The following is a 17362-nucleotide window of genomic DNA, read 5'->3' as shown; positions in this document are numbered from 1 at the left end:
ACCTAATCTAAAAGCTTCTTTAATTGAATATGATATTGATACCTAACAGGTTTTGGAAACCTGTTAGGATACTAAATCTAATAGTTATATTTTTTTAAATCTCACTGCTCCACCGCCAGCTCCGCCTAATTTCAATTGTAATTTATCTGAAGCTTTTACAGTTTTTTTCGAAATTGCTACCGCTTCTGGATTATGCGTTTGATCTGTTCCTTCGGCATCAACATAAATCTGCGCTTCGTAAGTTGCACTTGGATCTAAAAATGATAAAGAAATTTCTACGTTTCTAGGTTTTTCATTGGTCAAGGTTCCTAAATACCAATCGGCACTGTTTCTGTCTTTTCTTACTGTTGTGATGTATTCACCAATTTTTCCTTCTAAGATTTTAGTGTCTTCCCAATCTGTTGGAACATCTTTTAAGAATTGTAAAGCTGGTTTTCCTTCGTAGTTTTCAGGAAGATCTGCCAACATTTGAATTGGAGAATATATCGTTACATACAATGCCAATTGCTGACCAACTGTTCCTTGAATTCTTTTTCCAGGATAACCTTGTTTTACTTCAACATCAAAAATTCCAGGTGTAAAATCCATTGGTCCAGAAAGTAATCTTGTAAACGGAATTATACTTAAATGGTTTGGCGGATTTCCTTCGCTCCAAGCATTATATTCTTGTCCGCGCGCTGCTTCTCTAGAAACCATGTTTGGAAAAGTTCTTCTTTCTCCAGTATCTTTAATTGATTCGTGGTACAAAACGGCTAAATCGTATTGTGCTGCTTTTTCTAAAATGTATCTGAAATAATTTACTCCAAATTGTCCAAAGTGCATTTGTTTCATATTCAATTTAGAGCCTACGTGACCGATTTTCACGGTATGGATTCCAAGTTTTTTGTATAAAGCAAAACCTTCATCAACTTCTTTTAAGTAGTTAATTAAGTTTGAACCTGTTTCGTGGTAACCGATTAATTCGATGTTCTTTTTCTTTCCGTATTCCACTACTTTTTCTAAATCGAAATTGTCAGCGCTTTTCGTGAAACTGAACATGTGCATACGGTTTTCATACCAACCTGGAGTCCAACCTTTATTCCATCCTTCGATCAATAAATGGTTGAAACCTTCTTTTGCTGTAAAATCGATATACGTTTCAGCATTTTTGGTTGTTGCGCCTTGTTTGTCGCTTTCCCAAAAAGTATATTTACCAATGTGCATTCCCCACCAGATTCCTAAATATTTATAAGGTTTGAAATAGCTGTTTGTATTTTTTAATTTGTTTGGTTCGTTTAAGTTTAAAACCAAATAAGAAGTGATCAATTCTCCTGGATTTTCTCCAATTTGAAGTGTTCTCCAAGAAGAAGTAAACGTATCTTTTACACGAACTTTCACACCGTCAGGCCAAGGCACTAAATCCGATTTTAATTCTGTTCCTTTATTGTTAACCAAAGTCATACTTGCAAAATCGATCAAGTTTGCTTCGTGGAAACTTAAAGCTAATCCGCTTTTGCTTTCAATTGTTAACGGAGTTAAAACGGTATCCAAAGTACTTACCGGCGCATCTTTGAAAAGATATTCGTCACGGTTTTCTCTGTTTGCTGGAATCCACCACGCTTTTCCGTCTTCTTTTAAGTTGAAAGTCGTTTTTTCATCCATGATGAAAATACTGTCTTTTACATTTTGTTTAGGATAAACATATCTAAAAGCAACTCCGTCGTCAAAAGCACGGAACTGAATTTGTAATTTTCTTTTGTTGCCTGTTTTTTGCTGTAAATCTACTACCAATTGATTGTAGTGATTTCTAATATTTTTCTTTTCTCCCCAAACTTGTTCCCAAGTTTCGTCAAACGTAGAAGTTTTGGCTCCTTTAATTTCAAAGTTTGAACTTAAATCTTCATTTCCTTTCAAAACAAATCCCATATCAGACGGAGAAATCACTTCGGTTTTTCCGTGAGAAACAGCATATTTTGGAGCGTTTTTTACCAGCTCAAATTTGATGGTATTCTTTCCGTTTGGCGATGCCAACTCGTAAGCGTTTTTCGTTTTTTGACTGTAGCCGATTGTCATTGAAAACAATATGGCTGGGAGAATTAGATAGTTTTTCATGTTTTTTGGTATTATATTTTTCTTGCCACAGATTAAAAGGATTATATGGATTTTAAAACTGTGGCTATATTTTTTAAACACATAGAATCATAGCTTATTAGAAACTTAAAAAAGGCGTTTCACTTGTTTAAACAAACATAGTTTCTATGTGTGAGAAACTAGTTTCTTTCCAACTCCTTTTATTTACAAACAAAAACCTATGTTTCTATGTGTTTAAATATTTTATTTTTTGCCACGAATTACACCAATTATCACCAATTTAATTCGTGGTAATTCGTGTAATTTGTGTTTAACTTTTTTATTTAATCCACTCTGTTTTAAAAGTGGTTTTTCCGTTTAATGGATTTGCAGCTACATCAAAATTGTTTCCAGTTTTGTTCACTTTTATTTCTTGTACCGCATCACCTTCTGGTAAAAATACTTTGGCTGTTGCCGAAGTCGTTTTATCACTTGCATATACTTTTAAAGTCAATTTACTCCAATCCATATCTTTTGTAGACTGCGCTAAACCAATGTGCGGAATTGCAGTTCCGTCTTTAATTAAAACTACGATTGGCACTTCGCCCGCTTTAATTTTATGCCAGCCCGATTGGTACACTTTTTTAGTTTGGTAATCGATCCAAGTTCCTTCTGGAAGATAAACGTCTCTTTCTTCAACTTCTTCAAAAAGTGGTGCAACCAACATACTTGAACCAAATAAATATTGATTATCTACCAACCAAGCTCCCGGATCGTTTGGATATTCTACAAAAAGAGCACGCATCATTGGCAATCCTTTTTGAGAACTTTCTTTTGCTTGAGCGTAGATATATGGCATTAATTCGTAACGCATATTATCTGCTTTTCTAAATCCTTCTAAGAAATCTTTGCTGTACAACCAAGGTTCACGAGGCGGTTCTCCGTGGCTTCTTACGTGTGAAGTCAGCATTCCGAATGGTGTCCATCTTCTATAAATATTTTCAGGAGATTTTGTAGCAAATCCTCCAACATCATGACTCCAAAAACTGAATCCGCTAAGACCTAAAGAAAGTCCGCCACGTAATTCTGCCGACATCGCTCCGTTGGTAGTTTCAGAATCTCCTCCCCAATGTAATGGATAACGTTGTGATCCTGCCCAAGTACTTCTAGCCCAGATTAAAGTGTATCCTTTTTCTTTTTGAGTGATTTCTGCAACTGCTTTATTGTAACGAAGAGGGTATAAATTATGCTCATAGAAACCTGTTCTTCCAGAATGATAAATTCCGTCTGGCGGAGCTGCTTCTCCAAAATCTACTTTGAAAACCGCAACGCCTTCATCAAATAACTTTTTCAATTTTCCTTGATACCATGTTACTGTTTCCGGATTTGAGAAATCTAAAACAGCATCTTCGTACGGAAGATTTCCTTTTCTGTCTCTTACCGCTAAGTTTTTATCCATAATTTCTGGAAACAACGTATTCTTTGGCGTGAAATAAGGCAACTGCCAAAGACAAACTTGGAAACCGTCTTTCTTTAAATCAGACATCATTTTTGTCGCGTCTGGGAAACGAGATTTTGCAAACTCGTAGTTGTTTCTCCAATCTACATCAAACCATCCTGTATCAAAGTGAATTACGTCTGTTGGGATTTTATATTTACGTAAATCTCTTGCTACTTCTCTTCCTTCTTTTTCAGAGAAATAAGTAATTCTACTCATCCAAAAACCGAAAGACCAAAGTGGCGGCATAGCAGCTTTTCCAGTCAAATTGGTGTATTGGTCTAAAATATCTTTTGGTTCTCCGATGAAGAAAAACAAATCGGCTTCGTCGTCTCCAATGTACATTTCGTTGGCACTTGAAAAGTATTTACCAAAGTCAACTGTAATTGGTGTTGAATGGTGCATGAAAACTCCGTAACCACGGCTGCTCATGTAAAACGGAATTGGTTTGTACATGGTCTCATTTTGGATTCCGTTTGCATCATCGGTCCATAAAACTACTTTTGAACCGCGTTTGTTGAATTGCGTGAATGATTCTCCACAACCAAATATTTTTTCGTCTGGTTCTAAACTAAAAGCCGCGCCCATACTTCTAGAATAATCGCTGTTTCTGCGAACGTAAGAAAACGGAAGTGTCGGCGTGTATGTGTTTTTAAAATCAGTATCGTGAAGCGTACTTGTCAGTAATTTTCCTTTTTCATCGTAGATTTTTACGTGCCAAGGTTTTGTCAAAATTTCAACTTTCCCGTGTTTGCTTGTATAACTGTGACCGCCTTCAATTTTAGCATATTTCCATAATTCTGGGTGATTTGGCGCAACGCCGTCAACCAACATTAGAGATTCTTTTTGCGGATGAAATTGCGGTCCTGAAGTGGTTTTGATTCTAACTGTTCGATCTGAAACAAACTGAATTTCGAATGGCAAAACAGGGGATTCTGCATATTCTGTTGTTGGAAATTCGTTTGCTTTTTCCACATCTGGTTTCATCATCATGTTGTTGAAAGCCTGACGCGTTTTATAATTGTATCTCAAATATTTGATCGTTCCTTTTCCCGTTGCAGGATCAAAAGAAGCCAATTCGTCTGCGAAATAAAAAGTATTCAGATAGTTCTGAAAATCTTTACTTATATCTATTGGAGCATTTAATACATCTGCATTTTGGATTTGAGCATTAGCATTTGGAACTGCCAAAAATCCAAACATAAGAGCAGAAAATAATGCGGTTAGTTTTGAGTTTTTCATTGGTTAATAATCTAGATGTTAGTTCTCCTGCAAGGTTTCCAAAACCTTGTAGGTTTATATTTTTTTATTCGAAACTTATAATTTATACCTACAAGGTTTTGAAAACCTTGCAGGAGCGTAACGTATTATTCTGTTGTAATTACAATTGTGGATTGTTTTAATCCATTTGCTTTAGCGGTTAATTCCAATCTTCCTGATTTATCTCCAGATTGTACAATAACCAAGCATTTTCCAGCCAAAGCCGTATGTTTATTTCCTTTATACGATTCGTGGCTAACTGGATCTCCGCTACAAACCCCAACGATTTTTCCATTTCCTTTTAAAGAGAAATTAATTTCGTTATTCGCATTTGGCGCAATCGTTCCTTTATCATCTAAAATATCAACTGTAATAAATGACAAATCGTTTTTGTCTGCTTTAATGGTACTTCTGTCCGCAGTCAGTTTTAATTGAGAAGGATTTCCAGCGGTTTTAATTTCTTTTTCTAAAACTACTTTTCCGTCTTTACGAGAAATGGCTTTTAAAGTTCCCGCTTCAAAAGGAATTCTCCACATTACGTGCAGATCATCTCCTTTTTTGCTTCTTTTTCCGACCGATTTTCCGTTTACAAAAAGTTCAACCTCATCGGCTTTATTGTAATATGCCCAAACGTCTACAGTTTGCCCTGCTTTCCAGTTCCAATGTGGGAAAATGTGAAGAACGGTTTTGTCTGTCCATTCGCTTTGGTACATATAATACACGTCTTTCGGGAAACCGGCTAAATCAACAATTCCGAAATACGAACTTACCGATGGCCATTCGTATGGAGTTGGTTCTCCGATGTAATCGAAGCCTGTCCAAACGTACATTCCTGCCAAGAAATCATGTTTTTTAATGATTTTCCAAGTCGCTTCATGCGTTGAGCCCCAAGGTGTCTGAACCTGATCGTAAGCCGAAACGGTATTTCCTGGATTTCCTTCTGTAAATTTAAGATCCCATCTTACTGGCCATTTTTTGATAGTGTCTGAAACGGCATCATAATATCCTCTTGTCTGTAAACCTGAAGTGGTTTCAGTTGCAATGAAAGGAGTATTTGGGAAATTCTTCAGATGATGTTCGAATGTTTGATGCGCATAATTGTATCCAATTAAATCTAAAACTCCAGATCCTGCAAGCGGATTAATCGATACCTCTTTTTTCTCAAATTGTAAAGTCACGGCATCAATATTCATATTTACAGGCGGATTCATTCCTGCAGTCAACGGACGTGTTTTGTCATATTGACGTGTAATTGCGGCCAATTCTTTCGCAATTTCAACACCTGTTTCACTCCATTGTTCCGGAATTTCATTTCCGATACTCCACATAAAAATACTCGCATGATTTCGGTCGCGCAACAATTGATCGATTAGATCTTGTTTGTGCCATTTGTCCCAATCGTTTCCGTAATCGTATTTGGTTTTGGTTTGTTTCCACATATCAAAAGCTTCATCCATAACAATGAAACCCATTTTGTCGCAAAGTTGTAAAAGTTCTGGAGCAGGTGGATTGTGAGAAGTTCTGATTCCGTTTACGCCCATTTCTTTCAAAATCTCCAACTGACGTTCGATTGCACGTGTGTTGATTGCAGAACCAAGCGGACCTAAATCATGATGCATACAAACTCCTTTTATTTTGACTTGTTTTCCATTCAAAATAAAACCTTTGTTCAAATCGAATTTGAAATCTCTAATTCCGAAAGTGGTTTTGTATTGATCGATGATTTTATCGTCAAGCGAAATTTCGGTAACTGCTGTGTACAATTCTGGGTTTTCATCTGACCATAAAATCGGGTTTTCAACTTCTGCCGATTGATTCAGCGTTTGGTTTTCGCTGGCATTGATTGTTATATCTTGAGTAACTGATGTTACTTTTTTGTCTTCTTTAAAAATAGTGGTGGTTACCGTTGCTTTTTTACTTGCTGCATATTGATTTTTAATTGTCGTTTCAATATTTACAGAAGCTTTTTCGGCTGTAACTTTTGGAGTTGTAATATACGTTCCCCATTGTCCCACATGAAGTTTATCTGTGGTTTCGATCCAGACATTTCTAAAAATTCCTGAACCCGAATACCAGCGTGAATTGGGTTGTTTTGAATTGTCAACCTTAACAATTATTTCGTTGTTTTTGTCTCCGTAATTTAAATAAGGTGACATGTTATATTGAAAACCAATATATCCGTTTGGTCGTTTTCCTAAATAATGACCGTTTATCCAGACTTCGCTGTTTCTGTAAACACCGTCAAAAGTAATTGAAGTGATTTTTGTGCTGTCTTCTGCAGCTACTTTGAATGTTTTTTTGTACCAGCCTAAACCTCCATTTAGAGATCCTCCGCCATAACCGCCAGGACTTTTTTCATCAAATTTTCCTTCGATGCTCCAATCGTGAGGAACGTCTAAAGTTCTCCATTTTGTCGAAGTTCCAATAGTGTCTTTATCAGCAATACTGTCATTAAGATGAAAACTCCAATCTGCATTAAAAGAAACTTTTCGGTTTACAAATGCATCTTCTTTTTTTGCACAAGAATTCAAGAAAAGAACTCCGGCTGCAACTGCCCATAAACTTATGTTTTTTATGTTTTTTATAATATGCATGGGTACTTTTTTGTTTTTTGGAATTTGAAGATAGAAATAAAAATCGATTTCATTTATTCCTACCCAAAATAATTTAAGTCTCAGTCTTAAAGCACATTATAAATGTATTTAAAACTGAGACTTCAAAACTAACTAACTTACGATTTTGGAACTAAATGATAGATCAAATAATCATTATCTGCTCTAATAGCTATAAAACATAAACTTTTATCAGTAAGTTCAACAATTTTTACATTGGTAAAACTAAATGATGGACTAAAGTAACTTGGTTCATTTGGATGAAGCATTTCTGTTCCTCCGTTAAACGAAATTCTATCATTTGTTTCGCCAGCTGTAAGACTAAAATTGAATGTTCCTACTTTGGTTGTTTTTTGTGTATTTCCTAAAGCTGGGTTGGTTTGTGTTACCGAAACATTATAACCTCCATTAAGATCAAATGTAATTTCTCCCCAATCTTTATTTTCTAAACCTGCCCAAGAAATATCAGATAGATTTGGCCACCAACCTGGAGGACTTACTTCTCTGTTAATATAACCTGGATTATTTCCGATGAATTCCAATGGAGCAGTCATATACAAAACCCAAGTTTTTCCAGCTTGTCCGTTGGTCAATTTTTCCCATCTTGGATCACTAAAGAAAGCATCATCATTCTCTGGAACTTCTACCGTTACTGGTGCCGCTTCTACAGATCCGCCTCTAACAAATGCTGTATAGTAAATAGTATACTTTCCTGCAAAAGGGAAATTTACTTTATCGTCACTTTTGTTAGAATGCCCAAGTTCATTTCCGTTTCCATCAACATATCTCCAAAATGGAATTACAGTTGGATCATCATTCTTTAAAACTACTTCATTCTTTTTTGCTGCATTTTGAGTTATCGAGAACTCAAGTGTTTCTGGCGTAAGCGTTACTGCTGGAAGGCTTTCACGATCCTCAGTTGCTTCACAAGAAAATAAAAACGAACTGATAGTTACAGCCGCTAATATTATATATAATATACGTTTCATAATCAATTTGTTTAAATGTTAATTCCAACCTGGATTTTGTTGAATAGTACCATTTGAAAGTACTATCTGCGACTGTGGCAATGCAAACCAACCAAGAGTTTCTGGTCTAAAAGTAACTGCAAACTGAGAATCTCCAGCCGTGTTATCGATAGCAGCTTTCATTGCTGGCATACCTTGTCTGATTAAATCAAAATAACGTAATCCTTCTAATGCCAATTCTAGACGACGCTCTTCCATAATAACTGCTTTAGTTACAGGAATTCTATGCGTAGTACTCTTGAAAGCACGGTCACGAACTCGGTCTAAATCTGCTTGTGCTAAAGCTGCATTTCCTTCCAAATTTAATTCGGCAGCCATTAATAAAACATCTGCAAAACGAATGATTGCATAATCCTGATAGTTATCAATTTGGAAGTTTCCTCCATTTGCTTCAACAACTGCTGTTCCTGCTGCGTTTGTAATTGGGCAGTATTTTTTCCAAGAATATCCTGTGTATTGACGTTGTTCTCTAGCCTGTGGATCAAAATTTAAACCTTCACCAACATAATCAATAAATGATGCTGCTTTTCTACTATCGCCAGATTCGTATGCTTGAACCAATTTTGGATTCACTGTTGCTCCTCCCCATCCTGTTGCATATTTTCCAATTGAGCCTCCACGAGGTGCAATGTTTACTTGAAAACGGTTTCCTTCGTGAAGATCCCAATTTCCTTTTCCTGAACCGTTAAAACGCACAGCCCAAACCATTTCTGTATTATCTTCTCCAGCAAAGTTTTCGAAAGAAGCGGCTAACCAAAGATTAGCAAAATCGGCAACTAGTCCGTGACCACTGTTATTTACAGCATCATTGATATACGTTACAGCTTGTGCTTTGGTAACTACACCCGCTAAATCTGTTTTGCTATAAGCTCCTGTGTAAAACAAAAATGTTCTAGCCAAATACGCTTCTGCTGCCCATTTTGTAATACGTCCGTAGTTTGCATTTCCTGCTTGTGAGTAATTTTCAGGACCTAAGTTGTCTGCTGCAAATTTTAAATCGTTTGCAATTAAAGCATAAGTAACTTCTGGAGCTTGTCTTGGCAATTCAAATTCGCTTGTGGTTACGGTATGGTCTAGCGGAACAATATCTCCAAACATTTTTGCCGCTTGGAAATGAAAGTGCGCTCTTAAGAAACGAGCTTCTGCTTCGTAACGTGTTTTCAAAGCGGTATTAGATCCCCAGTTAACTTTGTCTAAGTTCTCTAATAAAACGTTAGCTCTGTAAATACCAAGATAAGAGTTTGTCCATGTTAGGGCGTTCATATCTTTATCTGTAGTATATTGAAAGCGGTCCCACTGCAAATCTACCGTTGGATCTGCAATACCAAATCCTCCAAAACAGTTGTCAGATACCTGCTCACTTACGATCAATTGTGTACCGTAAGCTTCTCTCTGTAATACATCATAAACTGCCACTAAACCTTCAAAAGCATCAGATGGAGTTTTATAGAAATTCTCCGTTACTTTATCTGTATATGGTTCGTTTTCTAAAAAATCTTCCGAGCAAGAGCCTAAAACAAGTAAGCTTGAAAGAGCAAATAATTTTATATATGTTTTCATCGTTTTCAAAAATTAAAAGTTAACATTCAGACCCATCAAATAGGTTCTTGGCTGAGGATAATATCCAACATCAATACCTTTAGCCCAAGACTGATTTACGTTTCCGAAACCAATTTCTGGATCCATTCCTTTGTACTTTGTGAATGTATAAATGTTATTTCCTGCAACATACAATCTGAATTTACTGAAGAAACTAAGTTTTGTTGTCAGCTTTGTTAAATCACATCCGATTGTAGCATTTTTAATTCTGAAGAAATCTGAGTCCTGAATATACAAATCAGAGAATTTAGTATAGTTACCATTATCATCTGTTCCGTAGGTAACTCTTGGAATTCTGTTAGAAGTTCCTTCAGTTGTCCATCTTCCTAACACCTCTGTGGTGTTGTTTGTGTAAGCACGAGTATAATCGTGAATTCCAAAAACATTTTGTCCGCCAGCGATACCGTAAGTATTAATAGAGAAATCAAAAGCTTTGTATGATAATTCTAAATTCACACCATAGTTAATATCTGGATTTGGATCACCAATTTGAGTTTTATCGTTTGCATCGATTTTTCCGTCACCGTTTAAATCTACGAAACGAACATCTCCTGGCTGTGCATTTGGCTGAACACCTGCTGCAACTTCAGTAGCATTTTGGAAAATTCCGTCTGTTTTTAATCCGTAGAAATAACCCATTGGTCTTCCAACCTCAACACGGTTCATTTCGTCTAGACCTTGGAATAAAACGTTTGATTCTCCGTGAATGATTCCTTCATTATTAGCAATTTTCAACACTTCGTTTTGGTTACGAGAAAGGTTTGCATTGATAGCAAAATTCCAGTCTTTTCCAAAACGTGTACGGTAAGATAAACCAATTTCAAAACCTTTATTGCTTACGTCTCCACCATTAATGTAAGGTGCAGTTGCTCCAGCATAAGTTGGGATAGATGCCAATACTAACCAATCTTTGGTTTTCTTGTCATAGTAATCAAAAGTTAAAGTAAAGTTGTTGAACAAAGTAGCATCAAAACCTAAATCTAACTGCTCAGAAGTTTCCCATTTTAAGTTACGGTTTGCTAATTGGTCAGGGCTTGAACCTACTAAGAGAGTTTCGTCACCAGTTCCGAAATGATATGTTTTGTCCGTAGAATTTACAGTTGACATATAAGCAAATCTTCTAGCAAATTGATCGTTACCATTTTGTCCCCAGCTTGCTCTTAATTTGAACGTATTTAAAACTTTGTTTTCTTTGAAGAAAGCTTCTTTATCTAAATTCCATCCTGCAGAGAACGATGGAAAAATAGCATATTTGTTATTTGGACCAAATTCTGATGAACCGTCACGACGAACTGTTGCAGAGAATAAGTATTTATTGTTGTAATCATACAATAAACGTCCGAAGTAAGATTGAATCGCATAATCTTTACGATTTCCTTTTACCACATTTGATGTAGGATCTTTTGCATTATCTAAATAAGCATGCTCGAAATCATCAAAAATTAAGTTTCTTCCTTGCCCTTCCATATAATCAGAAGTATTCTTTTTAGCAGAAGTACCCACTAACACATCAAAATTATGAGAATCGGCAATGTTGAATTTGTATTGAAGTGTGTTTTCAAAAATCCATCCTAACGATTTTGTCGCGCTTTGAGTTACGCTAGAAACTGTATTATTATCATTTGAAGAAAGCGAATAAACTGGTCTGAAAGAACGGTAATTGCTATCTGTCATATCAACACCATAACTAGTTCTGAAAGTAAAGTTTTTTGCAAATTTTAATTCCGCAAAAATGTTACCTACATAACGATTTGTTTTAGTCTGATTAAAGTTGTTATAGTATAAAGATCCAACTGGATTGCTGATATCTTGAGAAATAATAGAACGTGCAAAATCTCCATTTTCGTCATAAGCCTGATCAATTGGAGCAGCATTTAAGAAAGATCTAATTGCATTGCTGTAGATACCATCATCTGCAACCCCACTAGATTTGATGTTTGATAAAGTGAAGTTTTCACCAATTTTCAAATATCCTTTAATAACTTCAGAAGTCGAGTTTACTGAAAAAGTAACACGATCGTATTGAGATTGGTTAGTAGATCCTCCAATCATACCTTCTTGTCCGTAGTAAGATAAACCAGTTGCAATGGTAGATTTTTCATCACCTCCTGTAATCAAAAGAGAGTGATTCTGTTTCATTGCACCTTCGTTGAATAAATCTTTCTGCCAGTCATGGTCTGGAAATGCAGCAATTTGCTCTTTAGTATATAAAGGCGCATATCCAGAGTTTACACGAGCCTCATTCATTATTGTTGTATACTCTTGTGTATTCATCAAATCCAGTTTTTTAGCAATCTGCTGAAAACCTGTATAAGAGCTAAAAGACACATTCATTTTACCATCTTTTCCTTTTTTAGTAGTAACCAAGATAACTCCGTTTGCCGCTCTTGCTCCGTAGATAGAAGCTGCAGAAGCATCTTTTAAAACGTCAACCCTTTCAATTACCGAAGGATCAAGGTATCCAATTCCATTATCCACTACTACACCATCAACCACATAAAGCGGATCACTGTTTCCTGCTGTACCTGCTCCACGAATATTTACCACCATATTCGCACCTGGCTGTCCAGAAGATGAAGTTACCGAAACCCCAGAAGCTTGACCTTGTAAAGCATTTACAACATCAAGACTCGCAACCTGCTGAATGTCTTTTCCAGACACCAAAGAAGTTGCCGCAGTATTTACTTTCTTCTTTTGAGTACCGTAACCGATGACTACAATTTCTTTAAGTTCTGAAGTTTCTGGATTCAAAACGACATTGATAACTTTTTGAGTTCCAACCGTGATATTCTGCGATTTGAAACCTACAAAAGTGATTACCAAAACATCTCCTGTTTTAGCCTCCACTTTATATTTTCCATCAAAATCGGTAACAGTACTCGATTTTGTTCCCTGTACTTGTACAGTTGCTCCTGGAACTCCAAATCCGTCTTCGGAAGAGGTAATTGTCCCACTTACAGTTTTGGATTCTTGAGCAAATCCAAACTGCATCATAAATACGCTAAGCAGCACCGCCATAAAATATGGAAGCTTTGTTGTTTTAATACAATTTTTGCTTTTCATAATAAGAATTGATTAAGTTTAAGTTATAGTTAGTGTTTCTTACCCTAAGAGAAATCTGGAAAACTTCCCAAGCAGGTCATGTCAAAAATGAGGGCCTGAATCTCATTTCCAACATTTAGTACTTGCTGACTATAAACAACTTTAAAATCGATTCTTTGGGCAAAATCTGATGATGGTAATCTCATCAAAAAGCGATTTAAATCAATTTCTAAAAAAAACATTTGTGGTAAGTTTAAGTTAAGTGTAGTTTTGTTCTTTTTTACTTATAGTCAATTTGAATTTATCTTATGGTAAATTTGACTACAAGTGTAAAACAAATTTTCTATATTAACAAAATATTAGGGTTATTTTTTTTCGATTCTGATTAATACCAATCCATTTTTATTAATGTTGTAAAATATGAACAAGAATTGAAATAAAAAATATAAAAAAATCAACGTTTTATAAAATTGACAATCAGTCGTTTAAGAATTAATTTAAAAAGAGCCCTTTTTTAGCACATTTTTAAATGACTGATTATCAAAATTTTGTTTCGTTAAAAAAAATATAAGGCTTTCAAAAAGGTTAATAATGATTTTATTTATTTAATTTGTCAAAATTTATCTCATATATGGTTGAAAATGTAGACGACAAAACTGCTTTAAAAAATGAAAACAGTGCGATGAATGCCATCACAATTGACTGTGTCATTTTTGGATTTGACAAAGGCAGTCTTGAAGTACTTTTGGTACAACACGCCGAAGGTATCAGTAAGGGGAAATGGGGACTTCCAGGTGGATGGATTTATAAAAAAGAAAGCACAGACAGTGCCGCTCATCGGTTATTGAATGAGCTTACGGGTCTTGACAATATTTACCTAGAACAGTTGAAAGCATTTGGAGATCCAGATCGTTTTCCGTTGCGACGCGTTATTACGATTGGATATTATGCTCTTGTAAAAAGAGAAGATTATAACATTAAAGCAGGTTTTACGGCTTCAGATGCTAAATGGTATAAAATCAATGAAATTCCAGATTTGATTTACGACCACAACGAAATTCTGGATTACAGCATAAAACATCTTAGAAATAAAGTGCGTCAGACACCCATTGGTTTTAATCTATTGCCCGAAAAATTCACTTTATTACAATTGATGCATTTGTATGGAGAAATTTTAGGAATCGAAATGGACAAACCCAACTTTAGAAGAAAAATTCTTCACATGAAACTCCTGGTTGCATTAGACGAAAAACAGCAGGATGTATCGCACAGAGCGGCTCAACTGTACAAGTTTGATCCAGAAATCTATGAAAAACTAACTGAAAAAGGATTCAATTTTGAGTTCTAATTTTCAATACACAAAATAACACGACAACAACAAATTGGCTGAAATAACTACTAACCAACACAAACCAGCAGTAGACGGAATCACGATTGACTGTGTTTTCTTCGGATTCAACAAAGAAAGTCTCGAAGTGCTTTTGGTACAGCATGCCGAAGGAGAAAGTAAAGGCAAATGGGGACTTCTTGGCGGATGGCTTCAAATAGACGAAAGTGCAGACAATGCTGCCCAACGAATTTTACAAGAACTTACGGGTCTTGAAAACATCTATTTGGAACAATTAAAAGCCTTTACAAATCCGCAGCGTGTTCTGGAAAGACGTGTGGTAACCATTGGTTATTATACTTTGGTCAATAGAGAAGATTATAATATTAAGGCCAGTTTAAAGGTTTTCGAAGCAAAGTGGTTCAAGATAAACGAAATTCCAGATTTGATTTTTGACCATAACGAAATTCTTGATTTCAGTTTATTGCAATTACGCAATAGAGTTCGTCAGGCTCCAATTGGTTTTAACCTTCTTCCAGAAAAATTTACGCTATTGCAATTAATGCATTTGTACGAAGAAATTTTGGGAATCGAATTGGATAAATCTAATTTTAGACGAAAAGTGCTTCACATGAAACTGCTGACAGCATTGGATGAAAAGCAAAAAGATGTTTCGCACAGAGCGGCCAAACTTTATAAATTTGACCCCGAAATGTATAAGAAATTAACAGAAAAAGGATTCAATTTTGAATTTTAATATCATTTTTGATTCTTTCCAATCAACTATCCAACATCAAGATTCCAGAATCCAAAACTTTGCGCTATCTTTGCGCCTTAATAACATGCTTTAAAGCAATTGCTTTAGGCTGTTTTACACCCAAAAAATACTAAAACTCGTTATAGAGAACTGATATATAAAATGAAGAAGATACGTAACTTTTGCATTATTGCACACATTGACCACGGTAAAAGTACATTGGCGGACAGATTACTAGGCGCAACACAAACCGTTACAGCTCGTGAAGAAAAAGCACAATTGCTTGACAACATGGATCTGGAGCGCGAGCGTGGAATTACCATTAAGAGTCATGCCATCCAAATGGAATACAAATACAAGGGTGAAGAATATATCTTAAACTTAATTGATACTCCTGGGCACGTTGACTTTTCATACGAAGTTTCAAGATCAATCGCTGCCTGCGAAGGTGCGCTGTTGATTGTTGATGCTGCTCAAAGTATTCAAGCACAAACGATTTCAAACTTATACTTAGCTCTTGAAAACGACTTAGAAATTATCCCAGTTTTAAACAAAGTCGATTTGCCAAGTGCAAATCCAGAGGAAGTTAGTGATGATATTATCGATTTATTAGGATGTAAATTAGAAGATATTATTCACGCATCTGGAAAAACTGGTTTTGGTGTTGAGAACATTCTTGCCGCTATTATCGAAAAAATTCCAGCTCCAAAAGGAAATCCAGAAGAACCATTACAAGCTTTAATTTTTGACTCGGTTTACAATCCGTTCCGCGGAATTGAGGTAATCTTTAGAGTTGTAAATGGTGAAATCAAAAAAGGCCAGAAAATTAAATTCATGGCTACAGACAACGAATATTTTGCTGACGAAATTGGAACTTTAAAATTAAATCAGGTTCCTAAAAACGTAGTTTCCGCTGGAGATGTTGGTTACTTGATTTCAGGAATTAAAGAAGCTCGTGAAGTAAAAGTTGGTGATACCATTACAGATGCAAAAGTACCAACTACCAATATGATTACTGGTTTTGAGGATGTAAAACCAATGGTATTTGCTGGTATTTATCCTGTTGATACAGAAGATTACGAAGATTTACGTTCTTCAATGGAAAAATTACAATTGAATGACGCTTCATTAGTTTTTACTCCTGAAAGTTCTGCGGCATTAGGATTTGGTTTCCGTTGCGGATTCTTAGGAATGCTTCACATGGAAATTATCCAGGAACGTTTAGAGCGCGAGTTCGACATGACGGTTATTACAACAGTTCCTAACGTTTCGTATTTGGCTTACACCAAAAAACATCCTGAAACAGCGTTAATTGTAAACAATCCTTCAGATTTACCAGAGCCTTCAAAACTGGATAGAGTTGAAGAGCCATATATTAAAGCTACTATCATTACAAAATCTGATTTTGTTGGAAACGTAATGAGTTTATGTATCGAAAAACGTGGTTTAATTACCAACCAAACTTATTTAACAACAGAACGTGTTGAATTGAACTTTGACATGCCTTTGGCTGAAATTGTATTCGATTTTTACGATCGTTTAAAAACGGTTTCTAAAGGTTATGCCTCTTTCGATTATTCTCCTATCGGAATGAGAACTTCGAAATTAGTTAAATTGGACGTTCTTTTGAATGCTCAAACAGTTGATGCACTTTCTGCATTGATTCACGAAGACAACGCTTACAACATCGGTAAAAAAATGACCGAGAAATTACGTGAATTAATCCCAAGACAGCAATTCGACATTCCGATTCAGGCTGCAATTGGGGCAAAAATTATCGCTCGTGAAACGATTAAAGCACTTCGTAAAGACGTTACCGCAAAATGTTACGGTGGAGATATTTCGCGTAAGCGTAAACTGCTTGAAAAACAGAAAAAAGGTAAAAAACGTATGCGTCAAGTAGGAAACGTTGAGATTCCGCAAGAAGCATTTATGGCTGTTTTGAAATTGAATGACTAGTTCTTTTTTGATAAAAGAGTAAAGAAATAAGATAATAGACTAACCCGATGACGAAAGTTATCGGGTTTTTTGTTTCAGATTACGTTTTTTAAATTCAAATTAAAACAAGTAAAAACTTACTAATTTATGTAAATATTAACCTAATAAATTGTTTTTTAACGCTTTCAACTAAACTTAAGGTTTTTTAAAAACAGTAAATGTATTTTTAATCTTACAAACAATTAAATTTTT

Annotated in this window: 10 protein-coding genes; 3 read left to right on the top strand and 7 right to left on the bottom strand. The window is 35.6% G+C overall.

The window, feature by feature from the left end; genetic code table 11:
• Positions 1–84: 84 nt before the first annotated feature.
• From NCC77_RS06430 to NCC77_RS06400, 7 genes are all read right to left on the bottom strand, one after another.
• Positions 85–2091: a glycoside hydrolase family 97 protein gene (locus NCC77_RS06430; protein ID WP_250834852.1), complete on the bottom strand. Its 2007-nt coding sequence runs from the start codon at positions 2089–2091 to the stop codon at positions 85–87.
• Positions 2092–2389: 298 nt separating this feature from the next.
• Entirely contained in the window at positions 2390–4789 is a 2400-nt protein-coding gene (locus tag NCC77_RS06425; protein WP_250834851.1) for a glycoside hydrolase family 31 protein, read from the bottom strand.
• A gap of 125 nt (positions 4790–4914) precedes the next feature.
• Positions 4915–7401: a glycoside hydrolase family 2 TIM barrel-domain containing protein gene (locus NCC77_RS06420; RefSeq protein WP_250834850.1), complete on the bottom strand. Its 2487-nt coding sequence runs from the start codon at positions 7399–7401 to the stop codon at positions 4915–4917.
• Between the two features lie 137 nt (positions 7402–7538).
• On the bottom strand, positions 7539–8408 hold the full coding sequence (locus NCC77_RS06415; protein ID WP_250834849.1) for a hypothetical protein: 870 nt from the start codon (positions 8406–8408) through the stop codon (positions 7539–7541).
• Positions 8409–8426: 18 nt separating this feature from the next.
• Positions 8427–10007 carry a RagB/SusD family nutrient uptake outer membrane protein gene (locus NCC77_RS06410; RefSeq protein WP_250834848.1) on the bottom strand — a complete coding sequence of 527 codons (1581 nt, stop codon included), beginning with the start codon at positions 10005–10007 and terminating at the stop codon, positions 8427–8429.
• 12 nt (positions 10008–10019) lie between these two features.
• The gene (locus NCC77_RS06405) at positions 10020–13109 is read right to left on the bottom strand and encodes a SusC/RagA family TonB-linked outer membrane protein (RefSeq protein ID WP_250834847.1); all 3090 of its coding nucleotides are present in this window, start codon (positions 13107–13109) and stop codon (positions 10020–10022) included.
• 44 nt (positions 13110–13153) lie between these two features.
• A complete protein-coding gene (locus NCC77_RS06400) occupies positions 13154–13294 on the bottom strand; it encodes a hypothetical protein (protein ID WP_250834846.1) in 141 nt (46 codons plus the stop codon).
• 425 nt (positions 13295–13719) lie between these two features.
• On the opposite strand from NCC77_RS06400, the gene NCC77_RS06395 reads away from it, so the two are divergent.
• The 3 genes from NCC77_RS06395 (at position 13720) to lepA (ending at position 17131) form a co-directional block, all read left to right on the top strand.
• Positions 13720–14436 (top strand): NUDIX hydrolase, encoded by a 717-nt coding sequence (locus NCC77_RS06395; protein ID WP_250834845.1) that lies wholly within the window; start codon positions 13720–13722, stop codon positions 14434–14436.
• 34 nt (positions 14437–14470) lie between these two features.
• Positions 14471–15172, top strand: coding sequence for an NUDIX hydrolase (locus NCC77_RS06390; RefSeq protein WP_250834844.1), 702 nt, complete (start codon positions 14471–14473; stop codon positions 15170–15172).
• 162 nt (positions 15173–15334) lie between these two features.
• Entirely contained in the window at positions 15335–17131 is a 1797-nt protein-coding gene (gene lepA, locus NCC77_RS06385; protein WP_095928470.1) for a translation elongation factor 4, read from the top strand.
• The last annotated feature ends 231 nt before the right edge of the window (positions 17132–17362 follow it).

The organism is Flavobacterium tyrosinilyticum, assembly GCF_023656565.1.
Classification (GTDB): Bacteria; Bacteroidota; Bacteroidia; order Flavobacteriales; family Flavobacteriaceae; genus Flavobacterium; species Flavobacterium tyrosinilyticum.
The sequence above is the reverse complement of the archived record's forward strand: the minus strand, read 5'-3'. Positions and strand labels throughout refer to the sequence as shown.